This is a genomic window from Marinifilum sp. (genome assembly GCF_965230805.1).
Classification (GTDB): Bacteria; Bacteroidota; Bacteroidia; order Bacteroidales; family Marinifilaceae; genus Marinifilum.
Genome location: NZ_OZ246019.1, coordinates 1,461,304 through 1,484,077, shown reverse-complemented (window position 1 = coordinate 1,484,077; position 22,774 = coordinate 1,461,304). Strand labels below are relative to the sequence as shown.

General features: G+C 36.5%; 19 protein-coding genes. 9 read left to right on the top strand and 10 right to left on the bottom strand.

The genetic code is table 11. The features are described from left to right. Positions 1-88: 88 nt before the first annotated feature. Entirely contained in the window at positions 89-1,777 is a 1,689-nt protein-coding gene (gene ggt / locus ACO05S_RS05825) for a gamma-glutamyltransferase (protein WP_421920589.1), read from the bottom strand. 53 nt (positions 1,778-1,830) lie between these two features. On the opposite strand from ggt, the gene ACO05S_RS05820 reads away from it, so the two are divergent. Beyond that, entirely contained in the window at positions 1,831-2,481 is a 651-nt protein-coding gene (locus tag ACO05S_RS05820) for a DUF4294 domain-containing protein (RefSeq protein WP_421920588.1), read from the top strand. A 204-nt stretch (positions 2,482-2,685) separates the two neighbouring features. On the opposite strand, the gene ACO05S_RS05815 is transcribed toward ACO05S_RS05820, so the two are convergent. Both ACO05S_RS05815 and elbB read right to left on the bottom strand, forming a co-directional pair. Next, the gene (locus ACO05S_RS05815; protein ID WP_421920587.1) at positions 2,686-3,234 is read right to left on the bottom strand and encodes a hypothetical protein; all 549 of its coding nucleotides are present in this window, start codon (positions 3,232-3,234) and stop codon (positions 2,686-2,688) included. A gap of 73 nt (positions 3,235-3,307) precedes the next feature. Further along, on the bottom strand, positions 3,308-3,961 hold the full coding sequence (gene elbB / locus ACO05S_RS05810) for an isoprenoid biosynthesis glyoxalase ElbB (RefSeq protein ID WP_421920586.1): 654 nt from the start codon (positions 3,959-3,961) through the stop codon (positions 3,308-3,310). 725 nt (positions 3,962-4,686) lie between these two features. Here elbB and ACO05S_RS05805 point away from each other — a divergent pair. Together ACO05S_RS05805 and gcvP are read left to right on the top strand one after the other, a co-directional pair. After that, positions 4,687-5,334, top strand: a complete 648-nt coding sequence (locus ACO05S_RS05805; protein ID WP_421920585.1) for an MBL fold metallo-hydrolase — start codon at positions 4,687-4,689, stop codon at positions 5,332-5,334. Positions 5,335-5,645: 311 nt separating this feature from the next. Beyond that, positions 5,646-8,534 carry an aminomethyl-transferring glycine dehydrogenase gene (gene gcvP / locus ACO05S_RS05800; RefSeq protein WP_421920584.1) on the top strand — a complete coding sequence of 963 codons (2,889 nt, stop codon included), beginning with the start codon at positions 5,646-5,648 and terminating at the stop codon, positions 8,532-8,534. Between the two features lie 369 nt (positions 8,535-8,903). On the opposite strand, the gene ACO05S_RS05795 is transcribed toward gcvP, so the two are convergent. The 6 genes from ACO05S_RS05795 to ACO05S_RS05770 form a co-directional block, all read right to left on the bottom strand. Continuing rightward, positions 8,904-9,875: a D-alanine--D-alanine ligase gene (locus ACO05S_RS05795; RefSeq protein ID WP_421920583.1), complete on the bottom strand. Its 972-nt coding sequence runs from the start codon at positions 9,873-9,875 to the stop codon at positions 8,904-8,906. 18 nt (positions 9,876-9,893) lie between these two features. Next, entirely contained in the window at positions 9,894-10,949 is a 1,056-nt protein-coding gene (locus ACO05S_RS05790; protein ID WP_421920582.1) for an RluA family pseudouridine synthase, read from the bottom strand. 14 nt (positions 10,950-10,963) lie between these two features. Next, on the bottom strand, positions 10,964-11,791 hold the full coding sequence (locus ACO05S_RS05785; RefSeq protein ID WP_421920581.1) for a PASTA domain-containing protein: 828 nt from the start codon (positions 11,789-11,791) through the stop codon (positions 10,964-10,966). A 292-nt stretch (positions 11,792-12,083) separates the two neighbouring features. Continuing rightward, positions 12,084-12,242 carry a 50S ribosomal protein L34 gene (rpmH, locus tag ACO05S_RS05780; RefSeq protein ID WP_421920580.1) on the bottom strand — a complete coding sequence of 53 codons (159 nt, stop codon included), beginning with the start codon at positions 12,240-12,242 and terminating at the stop codon, positions 12,084-12,086. Between the two features lie 103 nt (positions 12,243-12,345). After that, on the bottom strand, positions 12,346-12,966 hold the full coding sequence (rsmG, locus tag ACO05S_RS05775; RefSeq protein WP_421920579.1) for a 16S rRNA (guanine(527)-N(7))-methyltransferase RsmG: 621 nt from the start codon (positions 12,964-12,966) through the stop codon (positions 12,346-12,348). A 64-nt stretch (positions 12,967-13,030) separates the two neighbouring features. Continuing rightward, positions 13,031-13,645 (bottom strand): RNA polymerase sigma factor, encoded by a 615-nt coding sequence (locus tag ACO05S_RS05770; protein ID WP_421920578.1) that lies wholly within the window; start codon positions 13,643-13,645, stop codon positions 13,031-13,033. 371 nt (positions 13,646-14,016) lie between these two features. On the opposite strand from ACO05S_RS05770, the gene tgt reads away from it, so the two are divergent. From tgt to ACO05S_RS05750, 4 genes are all read left to right on the top strand, one after another. After that, positions 14,017-15,147 (top strand): tRNA guanosine(34) transglycosylase Tgt, encoded by a 1,131-nt coding sequence (tgt, locus tag ACO05S_RS05765; RefSeq protein WP_421920577.1) that lies wholly within the window; start codon positions 14,017-14,019, stop codon positions 15,145-15,147. Between the two features lie 118 nt (positions 15,148-15,265). After that, positions 15,266-16,342: an LptF/LptG family permease gene (locus tag ACO05S_RS05760; protein ID WP_421920576.1), complete on the top strand. Its 1,077-nt coding sequence runs from the start codon at positions 15,266-15,268 to the stop codon at positions 16,340-16,342. A 200-nt stretch (positions 16,343-16,542) separates the two neighbouring features. After that, positions 16,543-18,087, top strand: coding sequence for an acyl-CoA carboxylase subunit beta (locus ACO05S_RS05755; protein ID WP_421920575.1), 1,545 nt, complete (start codon positions 16,543-16,545; stop codon positions 18,085-18,087). A 12-nt stretch (positions 18,088-18,099) separates the two neighbouring features. Continuing rightward, positions 18,100-18,408 (top strand): biotin/lipoyl-containing protein, encoded by a 309-nt coding sequence (locus ACO05S_RS05750; protein ID WP_421920574.1) that lies wholly within the window; start codon positions 18,100-18,102, stop codon positions 18,406-18,408. Positions 18,409-18,515: 107 nt separating this feature from the next. On the opposite strand, the gene ispE is transcribed toward ACO05S_RS05750, so the two are convergent. Then, positions 18,516-19,331 (bottom strand): 4-(cytidine 5'-diphospho)-2-C-methyl-D-erythritol kinase, encoded by an 816-nt coding sequence (ispE, locus tag ACO05S_RS05745; RefSeq protein ID WP_421920573.1) that lies wholly within the window; start codon positions 19,329-19,331, stop codon positions 18,516-18,518. 182 nt (positions 19,332-19,513) lie between these two features. On the opposite strand from ispE, the gene dnaB reads away from it, so the two are divergent. After that, on the top strand, positions 19,514-21,052 hold the full coding sequence (gene dnaB / locus ACO05S_RS05740; RefSeq protein WP_421920572.1) for a replicative DNA helicase: 1,539 nt from the start codon (positions 19,514-19,516) through the stop codon (positions 21,050-21,052). A gap of 195 nt (positions 21,053-21,247) precedes the next feature. Further along, positions 21,248-22,516, top strand: a complete 1,269-nt coding sequence (locus ACO05S_RS05735; RefSeq protein WP_421920571.1) for a hypothetical protein — start codon at positions 21,248-21,250, stop codon at positions 22,514-22,516. The last annotated feature ends 258 nt before the right edge of the window (positions 22,517-22,774 follow it).

The following is a 22,774-nucleotide window of genomic DNA, read 5'->3' as shown; positions in this document are numbered from 1 at the left end:
CAAACGCCTATTAATCTATGGAAATAGCAGTTATAGGGGTATCCAATCAAGAATTGAACTTATGTAAATAGAATGGCTTTAATCAGGTTTAGTAACCAGCAGCCTGTCCATCTTTTCTCGATTCGGAAGCACCGTAATATACCCCATTTTTCTCGTCAAACATGATGGCTTGATATCCACCAAAACCACCAGCACTATATTTTACTCTATGTCCTTTTTGCATTAGTTCACGAATACTTTGATAGGGGATACCTGATTCAAGATTTACCCATCCTCCGTCTTTCATCATTGTTCCTGTTGGTTGTGAAGAGCCTTCGTGGCGAATTCGTGGTGCATCCCCTGCTTCTTGCAGGTTCATTCTAAAATCAATAAGATTCACTACAATTTGAGCATGACCTTGTGGTTGCATGGCTCCTCCCATTAAACCAAAACTGATGAAAGGCTTATCGTTTTTTGATATAAATGCTGGAATAATCGTATGGAAAGGGCGCTTACCAGGAGCATAAACATTGGCGTGTCCTTCTATTAAACTAAACAACTCGCCTCTGTCTTGCAATACAAAACCTAATCCAGGAGGAGTCATTCCAGATCCCATACCTCGATAATTGCTTTGAATAAGAGAAACCATATTGCCTTCTTTATCTGCAATGGTTAGGTAAATCGTATTACCTTGTTCCAATTCACCTGCCGGATATTCTCGTTTAGTCTTGTTAGAATCGATTAGTTCCTTACGTTTTAAAGCATATTCGTTAGATATGAGTTCTTTTATTGGGATATCTGAAAAATCGGGATCGGTATAAAACTTGGCACGATCCTCAAAAGCCAGTTTTTTTGCTTCTATAAATGTATGCATGTAATCGCTTGAGCCAAATCCCATTTTAGCAATGTCGTAATACTTTAAAATATTCAAGATTTGTAATGCTGCGGTTCCTTGTCCGTTTGGAGGCAACTCCCAAACCGAATATCCTCTGTAGTTAATTGATATTGGGTCAACCCATTCTGATTTATGAGAAGCCAAATCTTCGTAAGAAAGAAAACCACCTTGTTCTTTAATGTATTTGGAGATGGTTTTGGCGATATCCCCTTTATAAAAAGCATCGCGACCTCCTTTGGCAAGTTTCTCATAGGTATCTGCTAAATATGGATTTTTAAATATTTCACCTTTTTGAGGCATTTTGCCATTTGACATGTAAGTTTCTGTAAAGCCCGGATATTTTTTTAATCTTTTGGCAGAACTATTCATGTAGTAAGCAATTACTTCGCTCACAGGAAAGCCTTCCTTTGCATACTTTATGGCAGGATCTAAAATTTTTTGCATATCAAGTTTGCCAAACTTTTTGTGAATGGCAAACCACCCATCAACACAGCCGGGAACTGATACCGGAAGAGGTCCATAGGCTGGAATCTTGCCATTGGTGTTTGTCTTTAAATAATCCAGCGTGAGCGATTTTGGTGAGCGGCCACTACCATTTAAGCCGTAAAGCTTTTTGGTTTTGGCATCCCAAAGTATAACAAAAATATCTCCACCAATACCACAACCTGTTGGTTCCATTAATCCTAAAGTTGCATTGGCGGCAATGGCCGCATCAACTGCGTTTCCACCCGATTTAAGAATATCAAGTGCAACTTGAGTGGCCAATGGTTGACTGGTACACGCCATGCCATGTTGGGCAATGATTTCGGAGCGAGTGGCAAAATTGAAACCAGTAATACGGTCTTGTGCTGAAACGATAACTGAAGAAACCAGTAATAGAAATAAGGGAATGAATTTTTGCATGATAAGATGTTTTGGTAATTTCCTGTTAAAGATAGAAAGTTTAACTTTGAATTGTGAAAGGATCAATTGGTTTAAAAATATTATTATTAGGATGTTTTTGCTTGTTGCTTGGGACAAGATCAAATGCGAAATCCTATGCTCGTGTTAAAGTAAATAGTGTTCAGGATACAGTTGTTTTTGCCGATACCAATTTACACGTAAATCTCGATGAAATCACTGTAAAGAGATACAAGAAAAGAAAAAGAAAGTATTATCGAAGCACTCGAAAATATTGGCGAACAGTTAAGAATGTAAGAATCGTGTATCCTTATGCAGAAGAAGCCAACCATACCATTAATCGCTTAAATCAGCAATTGGAAAGTATTGATAATAAAAAGGAACGTAGAAAATTGATTAGAAAAGAGTACAAAGGGCTGATGAAGGAATACAAAAAGCCTTTAATGAAGTTGAAGATATCGCAGGGAAAATTGCTGATGAAATTGGTCGATCGAGAAACAGGAAATAGTAGTTATCATCACTTGAAAGAGTTGAAAGGTTCGTTTACGGCTGTGTTTTGGCAATCGGTGGCTACAATGTTCGGTACATCCTTAAAGGCACATTACGATCCATTAGGAGACGATTGGATGGTAGAGGAAATCTTAGATAGGATGAAAAATAAAGAATTGCTCCCTCCAAAACCTCTTCATCGTCGCCAGATTAATTAATTTTCATAAATCATTAAAAAGGTTTATTACATTCTAAAAACAAGTTGAAACAGTAATTGCTTCTCTGAGTCAGTAATTGGGTATTTTTTTTACAAATTGGTTTAAAATTTGATCCAGAGGAGGAGTGAAAAATGAAATTTAATCACTTTTTTTGACCCAATGGGCAGGTGAAGCTTCTCAGGGGACAATAAAAATAGGGATTATTCATAAAAATAGTTCTTCTAGCTTTTTATCAAACACCTGTGATTTTACCAAATAATCTTTGAATTTTTCAGGATTGCTTTCGAGATGTGTTTTTACAATTTTAAAATTCTGTTCACGCTCTTGTTCTACACTCATTCTGTATTGGTTGATTAATTTTTCTGTTGCTGATTCCCATGTAAAGTATTTGTATGAACCAAATTTTAAAATAAAACTTAGCAAGAGCGAAATGGTTATAAGAATCCAATTCTGAATGGGGAATTCCAATAATAATGACATCATTAAAATAAAAACAGGGATAGCAGAAGAAATGCAAAAAATACCGATCATTAAATTATTGTAGTACTTCGAAAAATGAACCATTTTCTTTTTTGTAAAGCTATAAAATACAAGCCAGTGAATGAACAGATTTATAGCCAAAGAATACATGAGAATAGCTACTTCTGAAGCCGAATTCAGACTAAAAAAGATACCTATAAATACAAAAAAGTTGGATAGGATAAAAGGGTAGATGTGATTTTCGCCAGGATCTTTGGTGTTTCTGTTCTTCATTTATCGAGATGTTGCATTATTTAGTTCTGTTGGCTTCCTGCTAATCCCTAAAAGCCAACAGCTAAAATATCTTTTATAAGGCCATTATTGTTTTTACAACATTTTCAGCTCCTTCACCAATTTGAGCAATGGTAGCATCGAGCATATAGCATGGAGTGGTAACAATTTTATGTTCTTTATCGAAAACAATTTCACCGTGGTTTGTATTGATATGCTTAGCCCCAAGTGAAGTAATGGCTTCAGCAGTTGCTGCATCCTGTCCAATGGTAACTTCGACCTTGCCAAGTATTTTTGCAATTAGGGCAGGAGCAATGCACAATGCACCAATTGGTTTTCCAGCCTCATGCATGGCTTTTAATGCTGTTTCAACATCTGGATTTACATCACAATCCGCACCCTTAAATGCAAATGTACATAGGTTCTTTGCCACGCCAAATCCACCAGGGAAAAGGATAGCATCGAAATTGTTAGCATCAAACTCCTTTAAATCTTTAATGTTTCCTCTTGCAATGCGAGCAGCTTCAACTAACACATTTCTTTTTTCAGCCATTTCTTCACCAGTAATATGGTTTATTACATGATACTGATTGATGTTTGGTGCAAATATTTCATATTCACCTCCGTTTTTTGAAATTGTGAATAGAGATAAAGTAGCTTCATGAATTTCAGATCCATCGTAAACTCCAGAGCCAGCTAGTACGATTGCAAATTTTTTCTTTGAGTTCATTATTGTATGATTTTAAATATTTAGATGCAGATTATTTGTATAATTTGCTCATTACAAATCAATAATTGATAGTTTCGAGTGGAAACACAACGTATTTTCATAGCAATAAAGATAATTATTATCGATCAAATACGTGGGATTTTTCGATAAGTTCGGTTGGAATTAAAAGGTGAGAGAGTTAAATGTTTAAATTTTAAAAGATTACATATTACGCTTGGCTTTATTGGAGCAAACGATATTCGAAAAATCGTTTTAATTAAAAATGGATTGAGAACTTGTGGCGAAAAAATTTCTCCTTTTTCGGATATAGCTAAAATCATTGGGTGCATTTCCTTCTAAAAATAGGGAAAAAGTATTGTGGATAGATGTTGAATCGGATAATATGATCTAACGGTTTAAAAATGAAAATTTTGTGTAGTTAAAGTATATCGTGGAGTTTGCTGATAACAAATTTACTTCACATTTTACTATTGGAAGAATAAAGCATTGAGTTAAAAATCATGAAGTAGCGAAAGAAAAGTTGAAAGAGATTGCTAATTGGTGTGACGAAGAACTGTTGGTTGAGGAGTTTGCTTTAATGGAAAGCAGTCTAAGAAAAAAGGGGGCAATTTATGAAGTAATGGAAACTTTTAATTTGGTTTGAAACAGAATTGGTGAGATTTTAGCAATTGGTTTTTTTAGTTGTTTGAAATAAATGTAAATTTGAGCTACTTAAAAATTATCATATGATTACAATAGAAACATTGGTGTTTAATCACTGGCAAGAAAATACATACATTTTACATGATGAAACAGGCGAGGCCGTGTTAATTGATTGCGGTGTTTTTTTCGAGGAAGAGGGAAAGAAGTTGATCGATTTTGTGAAGAGAAAGGGAATAAAGTTGGTGAAACAATTGAATACGCACCTGCATATTGATCATGTGTTGGGAAATCAGTTCATGAAAGATGAGTTCAATTTGTTGACTTGTGCTCATAAAGATGATGAATTTTTATTAGCTGAAGCTCCCAATTATGCTATTCGTTTAGGATTAGAGAATGTGGTTGAACCACCTGCAATGGGGATAGCAATTGAAGATGGAGATGTAATTGAATTTGGAAATTCAAAATTGAAAGTAATGCATGTGCCAGGACATTCGCCAGGACATGTGGTTTTTTATAATGAAGAACAAAAATTTCTAATTGCAGGAGATGTTTTATTCCGCGAGAGTATCGGAAGAACCGATCTTCCATATGGAAATTACGAACAACTGATCGAAGGAATAAAGGATAAATTACTGGTTTTGGATGATGAAGTTGAAGTTTATCCTGGACATGGACCTTCAACTACAATAGGTCACGAACGCAATAACAATGTTTTTTTGAAAGGATTATAATACTTGTATAATTTACCCTTAAAAGATATAAAGTCTCTTCTTGCTGAAGAGACTTTTTGTTTTTGATCATTATAAGTTTGACACAACAAACAATTTTGCGATTTGGATTTGAAAATTTGCAATAAAATATTAAAAACACATCTTTGTATTGATCTAGCAAACAAAAAGTTAAGTTGTTTGTTATTCTTTTTAAAGAATGTTAAAAAACAGTGATTGAAAAGCTAAATTAGCTCCATGAAAAATTAAATCTTTTGCTACTTTTACAAGCAAATTTATTTTTAAACAACAACAACAACTTAATTAATAGTAATATGGCAAGCGAAAAGTTTGTTTCACGACACATCGGTCCTCGTAACGGCGATATCAAGACCATGTTGGAAACTGTTGGCGCATCTTCTGTTGATGCCCTTATTGAAGAAACGATCCCTGCGGATATTAGAATGCAGAAAGTATTGGATTTGCCCGAGGCTTTATCGGAGTATGAGTATTTTACCAAGATTAAAGGAATTGCGGCCAAGAATAAATTGTTTCGCACATTTATTGGGCAAGGATACTACGATGCAATCACTCCTGCTGTAATTCAAAGAAATGTTTTAGAGAATCCAGGTTGGTACACTCCGTATACTCCATACCAGGCAGAGGTTTCGCAAGGTAGATTGGAGGCACTGCTTAACTTCCAAACCATGGTTTTGGATTTAACCAAAATGGAATTGGCAAACTGTTCTCTTTTGGATGAAGCAACTTCGGTTGGAGAGTCGATGTATATGATGCACGGTCTTCGTTCTCGTGCAAAGAAAAAAGCAGGTGCAAATCAGGTGTTTGTAGATCAAAATATTTTTGCTCAAACTCTTGATGTTTTAAATACAAGAGCTACACCTCTGGGAATTGAATTGGTGATTGGAGACTTTAATGCGTTTGAGTTTAACGAGAATGTATTTGGCGCTATTCTTCAATATCCTGCAGCAAATGGTAGTATTGAAGATTATGCGGAGTTTGTGGAAAAAGCTCATGCCGCTGATGCTTTGGTTTCGGTTGCTGCTGATTTAATGAGTTTGGCACTTTTAACTCCTCCTGGAGAATGGGGAGCTGATATAGTAGTTGGTACAACTCAACGTTTTGGTATTCCAATGGGTTATGGTGGTCCACACGCAGCTTACCTTGCTTGTCGTGAAGCTTATAAACGCAACGTGCCCGGTCGTATTATTGGTGTAACAAAAGATGCGCAGGGAAATCATGCAGTTCGTATGGCTTTGCAAACGCGCGAGCAGCACATCAAGAGAGAAAAAGCAACTTCAAACATTTGTACTGCACAGGCCTTATTGGCAACAATGGCTGGTTTTTATGGGGTGTATCATGGAGCCGAAGGTTTAAGAAGAATAGCGAAACACATCCATGCAGCAGCAGGGGAGATTTCCGAAGGATTAAATGCTTTGGGTTATCATCAGACTGTTCAGAACTTTTTCGATACGTTGGAAGTAATAGTTCCGGAAGGAGTTTCAGTGGAGGATATCAGAAAATCTGCTTTAGAAGCTGAGATCAATCTTCGATACATCAATGAAAATACAATTGGTTTTTCTTCTGACGAAAAAATCAGTAAAAATGAAATCAATACTATTCTTCATATTTTTGCCAAAGCTGCAAATAAGGAAGTGGAAGACAAAGAAGTGGAAGAAAAAATCTACTTTGATAACAAATTTTCAAGAACTAGCGATTTCTTGACTCTTGATGTTTTTAACCGCTATCGTTCAGAAACAGCAATGATGCGTTATATTACGAGCTTGGAAAAGAAAGATATTGCGTTAAATACTTCTATGATTTCGTTGGGATCTTGTACCATGAAGTTGAATGCAGCTGTTGAAATGTTACCAATGAGTTGGCCTGAATTTGGAGGAATTCATCCGTTTGTACCAGTAAACCAAGTGGATGGCTATACCGAATTGATTAGCGAATTGGAACAGTGGTTATCCGAAATTACAGGCTTTGCAGGATGTACTTTGCAACCTAACTCGGGTGCAGCAGGAGAGTATACCGGTTTGATGGTGATTCGTGAGTACCACAAATCAAGAGGTGAAGGGCATAGAAATATTGTTTTGATCCCTTCTTCGGCACACGGAACCAACCCTGCTTCTGTAACTGTTGCTGGTATGAAAGTCGTTATTGTTGATTGCGATGAGAAAGGTAATGTGAAGTTTGATGACCTGAAAGTAAAAGCTGAAAAGCATGCTGAAAACTTGTGTGCTTACATGATAACTTATCCTTCTACGCACGGTGTATTCGAAACTGGAATCAAAGAGATGATGGATTTGATTCATGAGAATGGAGGACAAGTTTATATGGATGGTGCAAATATGAATGCCCAGGTTGGATTAACAAATCCAGGACTAATTGGCGCTGATGTTTGTCACTTGAATCTACACAAAACATTTGCAATTCCTCACGGCGGAGGAGGCCCGGGTGTTGGTCCTATTGGTGTAGCTGAGCATTTGGTTCAATTTTTACCATCTCACAAGTATGTGAAAACAGGTGGCGAAAATGCAATCACTGCAGTTGCTGCTGCTCCATTCGGATCGGCAAGTGTGCTAACCATTACTTACGGTTATATCGCAATGTTAGGAGCTGAAGGTTTAACAGAAGTAACCAAGATGGCGATTTTAAATGCAAACTACCTTGCATCTTCATTCCAAAAAATGGGATTCAAGATTCTTTATACAGGTGCAAACGGACGTGTTGGTCATGAAATGATTTTTGATTGTCGTGAATTCAGCAAGTCAGTTGGAATTACCGATACTGATATTGCAAAGCGATTGATGGATTATGGATTCCATGCTCCAACATTATCATTCCCGGTACACGGAACTCTTATGGTTGAGCCTACCGAGAGTGAGCCATTGGAAGAATTAGATCGTTTCATTGAAGCATTGGCTAAGATCAATGAAGAAATGAAAGAGATTGAGGATGGGGTTGCAGATACAGTGGATAATGTATTGAAGAATGCACCACACACTCACCTTGTAATGACTGCTGATGAATGGAATCATGCATACAGCCGCAAGAAAGCAGCGTATCCATTAAGTTGGGTTGGTAATAATAAATTCTGGCCAACAGTTGGTCGTGTTGATGATGCATTTGGCGACCGTAACTTAATGTGTACCTGTGCTCCATTAGAAGTTTACAACGAGGAGTATGTTGATGTTGACTAGTTTCTTTAGATAGAGAAATTTAAAAATTCTAAATCCGGTGAATGTTTTCATCGGATTTTTTGTGAAATGCATAAAAGAAACAAGGAGACTGCCCCTGTCTCCTTGTTCATGTTCTAATTACTAACCCTAAAATTTAACTATGAAACAATGAATTGAAAAAAATTCATTAAAATCTAAATCATATTACGCACAAGTATGTAAAAAGTTCACAAAGGTTTAATTGTTTTACTTAGTTATCAGGTAATTGTTTTCATAAGAATGAGAAGAATCCTTTTAAATCAGGTCTTTCGTAAGAGAAAAAAAGAATATATATCCTTTCGATTTGTTAAAGCTTTTAATTAGGCGTTTAAACTAAATTAAAGTGCGTATTCAGAATTCATTTTCAATTACTAAACTTAAAATGTTTCTGAGTTCACGATTCATGGCAGACAACTGTTTTGGAATAAAACTATTGGCTGTCATTCCGGGAACAGTGTTGGCTTCGAGTATAAATATCTCATTTTTTTTAATCATGTAATCAATACGAACAATTCCTTTGCACTTTAATGCATCATACACTTTTGACGAAAGATCCTGAATTTGCTTAGTCAATTCATTTGAAATTCGGGCTGGGGTAATTTCTTCTGCCATTTTCGGATCGTACTTGGCCTCGAAATCAAAGAATTCTTTTTTAGGCAGAACTTCAGTCACTGGGAATATGATGCTCTCAGATTTTGTTTTAACCAGACCACAAGTAAATTCCAAGCCATCAATAAACTCTTCTATAATTACCTCTTGACCTTCCATAAATGCCTTTTCGATGGCTTTATTTAATTTTTCAACATGTTTTACTTTCGAGATCCCAAAACTGGAACCGTCGGCATTTGGTTTAACAAAACATGGCATACCCAATTTTGAATTAATTTCTTCAGTTGAATAGTCTTCGCCCTTTTTTAACAGAACTGACTTGGCAAAATTAAACCCCAAGCTTTTAAGGTATGAATTGCAGGCATGCTTGTTAAAACTTAATGCACTACTTAAAACATCGCAAGTAGAGTGCGGTATCCTAAGCAGGTTCAAATATCCCTGAAGAACGCCATTTTCGCCTGGGGTGCCATGAATTGCAATGTAAGCGAAATCGAATTTTGTTTTAATTCCATTCTTGGTAAAACTAAAATCATTTTTATCAATAGGGTAGTATTCATTCTCAATTTTTACATTCCAGTTTAATTCTTTTAATTCAACCAAATATGGATTGTATATCTTTTTATCAAGAGAATTGAAAATATGATCGGCCGTTTGAAGCGAAATTACAATCTCGGCTGAATCGCCTCCTGCTACTACTGCAATGTTTCTTTTCATGGATGATATTGTGCTTTGTTATTCTTCTCTGCTAGATGTATAATCTCTCCATTTTTGGATTACTGTGCTCATGTCTTCAGGAATCTCGGAATTGAAAGAAGTGTACTCACCCGTTGTTGGATGCTCGAACCCTAATGTCTTGGCATGCAATGCCTGTCTTGGGCAAATCTTAAAACAGTTCTGAACAAATTGTTTGTATTTGGTGAAAGTAGTTCCTTTTAAAATCTGGTCACCACCATAATCTGCATCATTAAAAAGAGGATGACCGATGTGCTTGAAATGAGCTCTGATTTGATGTGTTCTTCCTGTCTCCAGGATGCATTCTACCAAATTCACATATCCTAATCGTTCCAGAACTCTGTAATGAGTTACGGCATGCTTTCCATATTCTCCATCAGGAAAGACATCCATTACTTTTCTGTTTTTTAAGTTTCGACCGATATGCCCGGCGATGGTTCCCTCATCACTTTCCAGGTTACCCCATACCAAAGCGCGGTATTTTCTATCACTTGTTTTGTTGAAAAATTGTAAAGCCAATTTGGTTTTGGCTTCTTCGCTTTTTGCAATAACTAAAATTCCTGAAGTGTCCTTATCGATCCTGTGAACCAAACCTGGTCTAGGATCTTTGGAGTTGAAAAGTGGCAAATCCTTCAGGTGGTATGCCAATGCATTCACCAATGTGCCCGAATAATGCCCATAAGAAGGATGAACTACCATTCCTGGATTTTTATTCACAATCAGAAAAGCATCATCTTCGTAAACAATGTTTAATGGAATGTCCTCAGCGATAATTTCTATTTCTCTTGGAGGATAGCTTAAAACAATGGTAATAACATCATTTGGTTTTACCTTGTAGTTTCTTTTTACCGGTTTATCGTTTACATGAATACAGCCAGAATCAGCAGCTTCCTGAATTTTATTTCTCGAAGCATTTTGCATTCTGTCAACCAAGTATTTGTCAATTCTAAGCATGTTTTGCCCAGGATCAACTTCGAAGCGAAAATGTTCGAATACTTCCTGATTGCTATCCATTTCTTCTTCCTGATTGAAATTATCTTTAGGTTCCTGTGTCATTACTCCTCTTAATTTTAATAAAGCACTTTGCTCAATCGTTGTTGTAGCAAAGAGTCTGCTTGCTGAAGTTTTAGAGTATCCTTTGTTAGCCAGATATCAATATTGTTTCCAGGTCGTATTTTCAGATCCTCGTTAAATACAGGATATTGTTTAAATACTTTTGCACTTAAAGAGTCGGCATGAGAAGAAATAGATTCATCAAACTCAACTTTACCAACATTTAAATTAGATAGGATAATTTTCTCATTGGCTTGGGATTTATTTTTCCCCATTAAGTTTGGAGCTAATACACTATATGTACTTCCACGCCCCAATACCAAATCAATTGTTGCCCCTTTATCTATCATTGTGCCTGCACCAATGGAATCCCCTTTGTATTTCAGGTAGAGCACAAGGTTAAAAAACTGACTTTCCAAATACTCCAGTCGGCCAATTTTAAATCCATTGGTAATTAGCAGTTCATATGCCTGACGGAACGAATTGTCAATCAGGTTTGGGAATCGAACCTGCTCAGGTTTATGAGCATTGATTGTTAAAAATAGATTGCGATTGCGTTTTACAATTGATCCGGCTAAAGGTCTCTGATCCAATACAGTTCCTGGTTCGTATGTGGGGTTGTAAATTGAATCGTATATGGTAAATCGTAGATGTTTTTGCTCTATGTTTTGTTTGGCATCCTCAAGACTGGTTCCATGCAAATCGGGCACCCTTAACTTTTCACCATGATGGGTATACCATTTTAATCCTGTAAGTGTAATCCAAACTAAAACAATGGTGATTAATAATGCGATACCGACCTGTAATAAAAAGAATTTGCTTTTAAAAAAATGATTTGATTTCATCTTAGTCTGTTTTTCTGTTGGGTTGGCTATTGGGTATAAGTTCAATAGTTGGTAAACGGCAAATCAATGATATTATTTCTATTTTATTTTGCGTTGTACAAAAATAGCAGAGATTTTTAGATTTAGGAAATGAGCTGGCATCATTTGATGCTGCATTACCTCAAAAATACAGGCAAAAAAAAAGAGCTCCTCGGGAACTCAGTCAATCGTAGATAGGACGTAGCCATTAAATACAAAAAAGTAAAGAATTTAAATTCTTTACTTTTTGTATATCGGTTACTTAATTATAAAATTAAGCTTTGTGCCTGCGCTCGCTTGAAACAGATATTTTTTTTCTGCCTTTAGCTCTTCTACGAGATAATACGGCTCTTCCGCTTACAGAAGACATTCTCTCTCTGAAACCGTGCTTATTTCTTCTCTTTCTATTTGATGGTTGAAATGTTCTTTTCATCGCGAAAAATTTTTATCTAATAAAGTTATTATATCCGTTGATTTTGGACTGCAAAAATAAGTTTTTTTTTAATCTAACAAAAGGATGATGCAAATTATTTTGCCTAAAGCTCAAGATGAACCACTTTTTTAGTTTGGAAAAAATCTTCTTCGAAAAAGTTCATACAATCAAAAAGCTGCACTTTATCGCCATATCCGGCTATTTCTTCACGAAAATCTCCACCCTTGATATAAAGTATGCCATTGGCCAAACTGTTTTTATCTTTTGGCGAAGAATTTTTGCGAACCATGTTTACAAATTTTGGAAATGCGGTTACTGCGCGACTCACAATAAAGTCGAATTTCTCTTTTACTTGCTGAACTCTTGTGTGTTCAGCTTTCACATTTGTTAATTTTAATGCAGTAGCTACTTCGTTCACCACTTTTATTTTTTTTCCAATAGAATCTACCATGTAAAAAACGCATTCCGGAAAAAGAATGGCTAATGGAATACCTGGAAATCCGCCCCCACACCCTACATCCATAATTTGTGTTCCAGGTTCAAACTGTATTACTTTGGCAATTGATAATGAATGTAACACATGATGTAGATACAACGAATCAATATCCTTACGCGAAATCACATTGATTTGATTGTTCCAATGGGTATACAAATCTTTAAGCTGAGCAAAGCGGTTTTTTTGTTCCTCAGTTAAATCTGTAAAATATTTTTCAATGATTTCCATGCCAATTTCATTTTAAGTTGGCAAAGATAGAACTAATTCCCTTTCGTTGTTTTCTAATAAAAGATTATTTCTTTTTAATGTCAATCTTAACTTCGGAGTCTTTGAGGTTGTTGAAAAGTAGTTCACGAGCTCTAAACAATTGAGCCTTTACAGTACCAATGGGAAGTTTAAGTTCTTGTGCAATTTCTTCATACGAAAACTCTTCAAAATAGCGAAGTTCGATTAAACGGCGATAACGTTCTTTAAGCTTGCTAACCTCGCTACGCATAATTTTTGCTTTCTGCTTTTTTACAAACTCCTGTTCCGGGTTTAAACCGCTTGATTCAAGAGTAATGGTTCTTTCGTTATCAGCATCATCTTTTCCATCTATCGAAATTGTATTTCCTCTTTTCTTTCTAAGAAAATCAATGCAATTATTCGAGGCAATTTTAAATAACCACGTGCTAAAAGCATATTTTGGGGAATATTGTTTAATGTTTCGAAAAGCTTTTCCGAAAGCCTCAAATGTTAAGTCTTCAGCATCATTTTTGTTGTTAACCATTTTTAACAACATAAAGAATATGGCATCCTTGTATCTTTTAAAGAGTTCTTCATATGCCTTTTGATCTCCATTAACCGATGCTAGTACAAGTCTATAGTCGTATTGAGCTTTTTCTGAGAGGTTCGGATTTATTTCCATTGTGATCGCTTACTGTATAAATGACTTTGGATGTGAAATAGTAAATTATATATAGGTCTTAAAGAGACATTTACATACGAAGATAGAAATAAATTCTCTTCTCTCAAATGACTAGCGATTTTTTAAATCCTATCCTTTTTAAAGCTGCATTAATCGAAAACATTATTGCAATTATTGGCAAATCATGCATAGGCAGTTTTTGATGTTTGAATAAGTCTTTATAAAAATATGCTTCGTTATCGGATAATTAAAGATTAATGGGATGCAGTTGGGTGGAGAAAAACCTTAATTCTTGATTAAGATTTATTAGTATCTTTGTTGCCGATTTTGCAAAAGCGGATTTTTGCTATTGCAGTTTTAAAACAGTCAATATGGATTTTAAACTACACAAAACTGATCCAAAGTCTTCTGCCAGAACGGGGGAGTTAACAACAGATCACGGAACAATACAAACGCCGATATTTATGCCTGTTGGAACACTTGGTTCGGTGAAGGGAGTGCATCAGCGTGAGCTTCGTGATGATATTAATGCAGAGATTATTTTGGGAAATACCTATCACCTTTATTTAAGGCCAGGTTTGGATATTCTCGAAAAAGCAGGTGGTTTGCACAAGTTTAATGGATGGGATAGACCAATATTGACTGATAGTGGTGGATTTCAGGTGTTTTCTTTAGCGGATAATAGAAAACTAACCGAAGAAGGAGCGATGTTCCGTTCTCATATCGATGGATCGAAACATTTCTTTACGCCTGAAAATGTAATGGACATTCAAAGAACCATTGGTGCAGATATTATTATGGCATTTGATGAATGTCCTCCGGGCACTTCGACTTATGAGTATGCCAAAAACTCTTTGGAACTTACCCAGCGTTGGTTAGAGAGATGTGTAAAACGTTTCGATGAAACCGATCCGAAATATGGCTACTCCCAAACTCTTTTCCCAATTGTACAGGGATGTGTATATGATGATTTAAGAATTAAGGCGGCAGAGCATGTTGCTTCTTTAGATCGTGAAGGATACGCAATTGGAGGTTTAGCAGTTGGCGAACCTGTGGAGGAAATGTATTCCATGATTGAAATTGTGAATGGGATTCTTCCTGAGGATAAACCACGTTACTTAATGGGAGTAGGAACGCCTGTTAATATATTAGAAGCTATATCTCGTGGAGTTGATATGTTCGATTGCGTAATGCCAACCAGAAATGGCAGAAATGGAATGATTTTTACTAGCGAAGGAATCATTAATATTAAAAACAAGAAATGGGTAGATGATTTTTCACCTATCGATCCAAATGGAACTTCTTTTGTTGATTCGGCTTATTCAAAAGCATATGTTCGTCATTTGGTACACTCGGGGGAATTGCTAGGATCTCAGATATGCAGTATTCATAACTTGGCTTTCTACCTTTGGCTGGTTCGTGAGGCGCGAGAACAGATTAACGCAGGTACATTTAATGCTTGGAAGGATATCATGGTTAAAAAATTGGCAACTCGTTTATAAATGTTAAAAACTTTTACAACAAGTCAGCCTTAATGGATATTTGAAGAATTAGTTATACTTTTGATCCGGTAATTTTAGCTTAGGCTTTACCCAAGGTATCAGAAATAAAAATCAGGCTTTGAAAAAATTAGATCTATATATTATCCGAAAATTTTTGGGTACATTCTTTTTTGCAATTGTTCTAATCATTAGTATCTCGGTTATTTTCGATTTTTCGGAACATATCGATGAATTTATCGATAAGGAAGCACCTCTAAAGGCTATTCTGTTTGATTACTACCTGAATTTTATACCTTATTTTGCCAACCTATTTAGCGCATTATTTACCTTTATAGCAGTTATATTTTTTACTTCTAAAATGGCGTACAATACCGAGATTATAGCAATTCTTAGTAGTGGCATTAGTTTTAGGAGAATGATGTTTCCATATTTTATTTCTGCCTTAATTATTGGTGTGTTTTCCTTTGTCTTGAGTAATTATATTATTCCTCCGGCAAATGCAAAACGATTAGACTTTACTGCGACCTATATCAAAAAGCGATTTGTTAATAAGGATAGAAATATTCATCGTCAGATTGAACCCGGTGTATTTATCTATATGTACAATTGGGACACGGGAAGTAAGACTGGATATCAATTTTCATTGGAGAAATTCGAAGGTAGAGAATTAAAATCCAAACTTACCGCCAGAAATATTAAGTGGAACAAGAAAGAAAACAAATGGACCATTAATGGATATTTTATTAGAAACATTGATGGCGATAAAGAAAGTTTTGAACACGGTAAAAAAATAGATACAACTTTAAATTTTAAACCAAAGGAGTTTGGGAGAAAGAAAAATATTGTTGAGGCAATGAATTACCATGAACTGAACGATTATATCGATCAGCAAACCATGAGAGGAGACAGTAATATTAATACTTATAAAATTGAGAAATATAAAAGAATGGCTAATCCATTTTCAACCTTTATTCTTACTTTAATTGGTGCTTCACTTGCTTCGCGTAAGATTCGGGGAGGAATGGGGCTTCATTTGGGAATTGGCTTGCTATTAAGTTTCTCATTTATACTTTTCTTACAGATTTCGGTTGTTTTTGCTACCAATGGCAGTATGAACCCGATGTTAGCGGTTTGGTTGCCAAATATTGTTTTTACATGTGTTGCCTTGTATTTGTATCGAATTGCTCCTAAATAAAACTGTTCTAAATAGTTTTTTAGGAAATGATTTGATTATCAGGCTAAAGAGTTTATTTTGTATGGCTGTAACATGAAGCTAGTAAACGCAAGAATTTTTTTCTAGAGTAAAAATTGCTAATGTTGTAGCTTGGAATTTTATGCGTTGCATGGGATTCAACATATATAGAAATATATATTTTCTAACTAAATGTACAGATTATGTCATTGAAACGAAACATTCTTGATCTTAGAAAGAGAAAGGAAAAAGTGCTTCAAGGTGGTGGTGAAAAAGCCATTCAGAAGCAAGTTGCAATGGGGAAATTGACTGCTAGAGAAAGGGTAACATCTATTTTGGATGAAGATTCTTTCCATGAATACGATTTATTTGTAGAGCACGAAGCCCGCGACTTTGGCATGGAAAAGAAACAACTTCATGGTGATGGAGTTATCATCGGAACCGGTACAATTTACGGTGAGCCTGTTTGTATTTTTGCACAGGACTTTACGGTAGCTGGTGGTTCCCTTGGTCTTATGCATGCAAGAAAAATTACTAAAATCATGGATCATGCTTTAAAGATGCGTGTGCCATTGATTGGTATTAACGACTCAGGGGGAGCTCGTATTCAGGAAGGTGTTAACTCACTTGCAGGATATGGTGAAATCTTCTTCCGTAACACCTTAGCATCTGGTGTTATTCCTCAATTGTCTGTAATTCTTGGTCCTTGTGCTGGTGGAGCTGTTTATTCTCCTGCACTTACCGACTTTGTGTTTGTGGTTGAAAACATCTCAAAGATGTTTATTACCGGTCCAGAGGTAATTAAAACTGTTTTGGGTGAAGAAATTAGTATGGAAGAACTTGGTGGAGCTAGAGTACATAGCGAAATCACAGGTAATGCTCATTTCTATGCTCAAAGCGAGTACGAATGCTTCGAACAAATTAAGAAGCTCCTAACCTTCATTCCATGGCACAATGGTAAAAAAGCTAAAGCATTTCCACCAAAGCCACCAAAACCAGAATTCAAAATCGAGGAAATTGTACCAGCTGATCCAACTCAGCCATACGATATCCGTAACGTAATCAAAGCAATTTCTGACGATTCTGATTTCTTTGAAATCATGGAGAACTTTGCGAAGAATATCGTTATTGGTTTCGGTAGAATGAATGGCGAAACTGTAGGTTTTGTAGCAAATCAGCCTATGGTATTGGCAGGTGTATTGGATTGTGACTCATCTGATAAAGCTGCTCGTTTTATCCGTTACTGTGATTCATTTAATATTCCAATTGTAACGCTTGAGGATATGCCAGGTTATCTTCCTGGTGTGGATCAGGAGCATATGGGTGTTATTCGTCACGGTGCAAAAATTCTTTATGCATATTCAGAAGCTACAGTGCCGAAGATTACGGTTATTATCCGTAAAGCATACGGTGGAGGATATATTGCCATGAACTCTCGTCATATGAAGGCAGATTTCATGTTTGCATGGCCAACTGCTGAGATTGCTGTAATGGGACCTGAAGGAGCTGCTAATATTATCTTCCGTAAGGAGATTATGGCTGCAGAAGATCCTGATGCAATGCGCAAAGAAAAAGTTGCAGAATATAAAGAGAAGTTCGCAAATCCTTATGTTGCAGCTGCTAAAGGTTATATCGATACTGTTATCGAACCCGAAGAAACTCGTAACATGTTATTGCATTCAATTGAGGTTTCGAACCATAAAGTGGATAGAAGACCTCAGAAAAAACACGGTATTCCTCCATTCTAAAAATTATTCGTTATGGAAAATTTAAAAGAATTCAACATTGATGGTACTGTATACAAAACAGAATTAACCCAGAAATTTGAAAACAGAAAAAATTGGGAAAGACCAAATCCTAAGAATCTGTTGTCATTCATCCCGGGAACAATTGTTGAAATTTTCGTTAAGGAAGGGCAGGAAGTAAAGGCTGGAGAAAGCTTGATGATTCTTGAAGCGATGAAGATGAAGAATCTGATCGAAATGCCTTTCGACGGTGTTATTAAAAAGATTCATGTTGAAGAAGGACGAAAAGTCCCTAACAAAACCTTGATGGTTGAGATTGAATAATCTTTCTGATATGATGATATAGAAGGGAATATCCATTGCGGATGTTCCCTTTTTTAGTGAAAATTAGATTGGTATGTTTCAATTCGAGAACATCTAAGGAGCTTTATCTAAAGTTTTCCGACCCAAGCAAAATGTTTGCTCCCGATCTCTTTAGTGGTTATTTCTTTTTCAAAAAGGCCGAACATACTTGAGCCACTTCCCGACATGGCGGCATAAGTGGCACCTAATCCATATAGCTTTTCTTTTAGCCTTGCCAACTCGGGGTGATTTGGAAAAATACTTTCTTCAAAATCATTACAGATATTTTCTTTCCATTCTGTTAGGGGAAGATTGATCAATTCTTTTAACAATTTCCCTGATTTTTTAGGCGATACGCCCGAGTAAGCTTCTGGTGTACTGATGTGGATATCAGGTTTTAATACTGCCAAATGATACCCACTTAAATCGAGATTGACAGAAGTGAAGATTTCTCCTTTTCCTTCTGCGAAAACAGGCTGGTTCTTTATAAAAACCGGACAATCGCTACCAATTTCGATGGCAAGCTCTTCCAATTCTTTAATGCTCATACCCAGCTTGTAAAAATCGTTAAGCATTTTAATCATGTAGGCCGCATCTGCCGATCCACCGCCAAGTCCTGCTCCAAATGGGATCTTTTTGTGTAAATGAATTGCGGTAGGTGGAATCTCAAACTTCGAGGCAACCCATTCAAAAGCTTTAATTACAATATTTTCGGAGGGGTCAATATCTATAGGGATTCCTGATGAGCTAAACTCATATTTTTCATCCGAATCACTTTCTGCAATTTCTAATGCATCGCAGAGAGGGATAGGGTAAAATACGGTTTCGATATTATGAAATCCATCCGGTCTTTTGTTGATGATGTTAAGACCCAAATTTATTTTGGCATTTGGAAAGCAAAGCATACTTGTTATCTTGATAAATGAGTCCTAAAATTACTGGTTTTATAGAGCAAAAAAAATCAAATTATAGCATTTTAATTTTCTATCTTTATCTTTGCATTTCCAAAATTTTCGACACGAAATTTAATGGATCGGTGAGTAGCGAAAGTGTTGAAATCTGATAATACCAATACAAGAATAAAACTATGGCTGGAGCAAACAATTATAAAAATCAATCGAAAAATAAAATTGATCTGGAATATGGAAAAGTTCCTCCACAGGCAGTGGAATTGGAAGAAGCTGTGTTGGGTGCTTTAATGCTCGAAAAAGATGCAATTATTTCGGTTGGTGATTTGCTAAAGGTCGAATCTTTTTACAAGGATGCGCACCAAAAGATTTATAAAGCCATAATGAATCTGTCCACCAAAGAAGAGCCTATTGATATTTTAACAGTAAGCGAGGAGTTGAAAAGAGAGGGAACTTTGGATGAAGTGGGTGGCCCATTCTATATCACACAGCTAACCAATCGTGTGGCATCAGCTGCTCATATCGAGTTTCATGCTCGCATTATTGCACAAAAACACATTCAGCGCGAACTGATTCGTGTTTCTTCAGATATACAGAATCAGGCCTTTGATGATAGCATTGATGTTGCCGATTTGCTGGATAAGGCTCAACAGGAGGTTTTTGATATTGCTGAGGGTAATATCAAAAAGGAGTCTGCGCATATTCGTCCTTTAGCCGATGAGGTGATTAATCAGATCATAGAGGCGGGGAAGCGCCCCGATGGATTAAGTGGTGTGCCTTCGGGTTTTACCGCATTGGATCGCATTACTTCGGGATGGCAAAAATCCGATTTGGTGATTATTGCAGCGCGTCCGTCGATGGGGAAAACAGCATTTGTACTTTCCATGACCAGGAATATGGCGGTTGAACACAAAGCTCCAATTGCAATATTCTCTTTGGAGATGGGGAGCGATCAGTTGGTAAAACGTATGATTTCCAGTGAAACCGAATTGGGTTCCGAGAAACTTAGAAATGGGAGACTCGAAGATTTTGAATGGGAACAGTTGCATGTTAAGATTAAAGATTTGGTGGATGCCCCAATTTATGTAGACGATACGCCAGGTTTGTCTATTTACGAATTGCGTTCGAAATGTCGTAGACTTAAAGCAAAATACGACATTGGTTGTGTGATTATTGACTATTTGCAGCTGATGACTGCTGGTTCGGATATGAGAGGAAATCGTGAACAAGAGGTGTCTTTGATTTCACGGCAATTAAAGATCATTGCAAAAGAGTTGAATATCCCGGTGATTGCACTTTCGCAGCTGAACCGTGGTGTTGAGCAGCGTACTGGTGATGCGAAAAAACCAATGCTTTCAGATCTTCGTGAGTCTGGGGCGATTGAGCAGGACGCCGATATGGTGCTTTTTATTCATCGTCCCGAACGTTATGGGATCACAGAAGATGCTGAAGGAAACTCATTAATTGGTATTGCTGATATTATCATTGCAAAACATCGTAATGGAGCTGTTGGTGAAATTCAATTAAGATTCCGTAACCAGTTGGCTCGATTTATGGATCTGGAAGGCGAAAGTCTGAATCCGTTTGGCGATGATGCCCTCGATGAAGTTAAAACTTTCAGTTCCAAATTGAATCAAGACTCAAGTGGTGGTGGATTCGAAGATCCTAATGCCGGCCTTTTAGGAAGTAGCGATTTTGAGGATGCTGCTCCATTTTAAATTTTGATACTCAAAAAATGACTGATTTATATTCTGCGAAACTCAAAGAATAGATTTTCGGAATTCAGCGAGAGGTATTTCCGGATTTATTTGTCAGTTCGTTTCCATTCTTGGCTTTACCTTCTTTATCGTTTCATTTTTCCGTTAGAATCTGATTTTGTACTTTCGAACTAAATCAATTTATCGGCTGTACTTATGAAGAGCGTTTTTAAATCATATCTAATTCTCATTTGTTTTTTCTTGAGCTTTGGTCCGGCTTTTTCGGCTAGTTTATTAATCCCCATGGATGATTCTCAAAAAAATCATTTAAAATCTTATGGAATAGCTTATTGGACTCTGCAGAAAAATCATGAAATTTATTGGTTGTTGAATTATCGGGGAGGGGCATTTTTGTTGCCTTTGGATAAATCGATAGAGGATGAGTGCAAAATTCGGGGAGTGAGTTACACGCCTGTTTCTGATGCAAGCGTTGCTCAAATGATGAGTGAAATTTCATCTCCTGAAGTCAATATGGATGCCATTAAGCTTGAAAAACCTCCAAAAATTGCTGTTTATTCACCAAAAGGTAAAAAGCCTTGGGATGATGCGGTTACATTAGCCTTAAGCTATGCAGAAATTTCTTATGATATCGTTTATGACGATGAGGTCTTATCCAATAAACTATCAGATTATGATTGGCTTCATCTGCATCATGAAGATTTTACTGGTCAGCATGGTAAATTTTATGCCTCCTATCGCAATATGCAATGGTATAAAAATGAGGTGAAAGATAATTTTGCCATGGCTGAAAAATATGGTTTCCAAAAAGTATCTGATTTGAAAAAAGCTGTATCGCAAACCATTCGAAAGTTTGTTCAGAATGGTGGTTTTTTGTTCGCCATGTGTTCGGCTACCGATACTTTTGATATCACACTTGCGGCTGGTGACACAGACATCTGTACTCATGAGTTTGATGGAGATCCAATGGATGAACAGGCTCAGGAAAAATTGGATTATAGTAAAACCTTTGCTTTTAAAGATTTTAAATTGGAGACAAGTCCGTATGTATACGAGTATTCGGATATTGATGTAACTCTATCGCGAAAGCTTAGCAGAGATGAGGATTATTTTTCACTCTTTGATTTCTCGGCCAAATGGGATCCGGTTCCTACCATGCTTTGTCAAAACCATAAGAATTTGATTAAAGGATTTATGGGGCAAACTACTGCCTTTAAAAAGGATTTGATTAAACCTGGAGTTTTGATTCTGGGAGAGAATAAATCTGCTGGCGAGGCACGTTATATTCATGGAAAATATGGCAAGGGAACCTGGACTTTTTATGGAGGCCACGATCCGGAAGATTACCAACATTTGGTAGGCGATCCGCCAACCGATCTGAATTTAAAAAAGAATTCTGCAGGATATCGCCTCATATTAAATAATGTTCTTTTCCCTGCAGCCAAAAAGAAGAAACGAAAAACCTGATTTGTGGATAAGGTAAAAAAGAAGAAGGCTGTGTCCCCTGAACACAGCCTTAAGTTCAACATCCTTTGTATCGTTAGCTTTTATTTATTAACCATTTGTATATCTATTAACCCTATAACCCTTAACCAAGTCATTTGAATTTTTATGAGCTTACTTACAAACTTATGATGTTGACAAAACGGAAGGCATACCAATCCTACCCTTTACAATTACTCTTGCAAAATATAGGCTTTGTTTTCTTACGAAAAACATGTTATT

What these genes read in the sequence shown, in the direction of transcription:
- ACO05S_RS05790 (WP_421920582.1), bottom strand. Translation starts at nt 10,949, where the DNA reads ATGACACAGGAACCTAAAGATAATTTCAATCAGGAAGAAGAAATGGAT.
- ispE (WP_421920573.1), bottom strand. Translation starts at nt 19,331, where the DNA reads ATGCTTTGCTTTCCAAATGCCAAAATAAATTTGGGTCTTAACATCATC.
- ACO05S_RS05755 (WP_421920575.1), top strand. Translation starts at nt 16,543, where the DNA reads ATGTCATTGAAACGAAACATTCTTGATCTTAGAAAGAGAAAGGAAAAA.
- gcvP (WP_421920584.1), top strand. Translation starts at nt 5,646, where the DNA reads ATGGCAAGCGAAAAGTTTGTTTCACGACACATCGGTCCTCGTAACGGC.
- ACO05S_RS05805 (WP_421920585.1), top strand. Translation starts at nt 4,687, where the DNA reads ATGATTACAATAGAAACATTGGTGTTTAATCACTGGCAAGAAAATACA.
- ggt (WP_421920589.1), bottom strand. Translation starts at nt 1,777, where the DNA reads ATGCAAAAATTCATTCCCTTATTTCTATTACTGGTTTCTTCAGTTATC.
- dnaB (WP_421920572.1), top strand. Translation starts at nt 19,514, where the DNA reads ATGGCTGGAGCAAACAATTATAAAAATCAATCGAAAAATAAAATTGAT.
- tgt (WP_421920577.1), top strand. Translation starts at nt 14,017, where the DNA reads ATGGATTTTAAACTACACAAAACTGATCCAAAGTCTTCTGCCAGAACG.
- ACO05S_RS05735 (WP_421920571.1), top strand. Translation starts at nt 21,248, where the DNA reads ATGAAGAGCGTTTTTAAATCATATCTAATTCTCATTTGTTTTTTCTTG.
- ACO05S_RS05795 (WP_421920583.1), bottom strand. Translation starts at nt 9,875, where the DNA reads ATGAAAAGAAACATTGCAGTAGTAGCAGGAGGCGATTCAGCCGAGATT.
- ACO05S_RS05770 (WP_421920578.1), bottom strand. Translation starts at nt 13,645, where the DNA reads ATGGAAATAAATCCGAACCTCTCAGAAAAAGCTCAATACGACTATAGA.
- ACO05S_RS05815 (WP_421920587.1), bottom strand. Translation starts at nt 3,234, where the DNA reads ATGAAGAACAGAAACACCAAAGATCCTGGCGAAAATCACATCTACCCT.
- rpmH (WP_421920580.1), bottom strand. Translation starts at nt 12,242, where the DNA reads ATGAAAAGAACATTTCAACCATCAAATAGAAAGAGAAGAAATAAGCAC.
- ACO05S_RS05785 (WP_421920581.1), bottom strand. Translation starts at nt 11,791, where the DNA reads ATGAAATCAAATCATTTTTTTAAAAGCAAATTCTTTTTATTACAGGTC.
- ACO05S_RS05750 (WP_421920574.1), top strand. Translation starts at nt 18,100, where the DNA reads ATGGAAAATTTAAAAGAATTCAACATTGATGGTACTGTATACAAAACA.
- elbB (WP_421920586.1), bottom strand. Translation starts at nt 3,961, where the DNA reads ATGAACTCAAAGAAAAAATTTGCAATCGTACTAGCTGGCTCTGGAGTT.
- rsmG (WP_421920579.1), bottom strand. Translation starts at nt 12,966, where the DNA reads ATGGAAATCATTGAAAAATATTTTACAGATTTAACTGAGGAACAAAAA.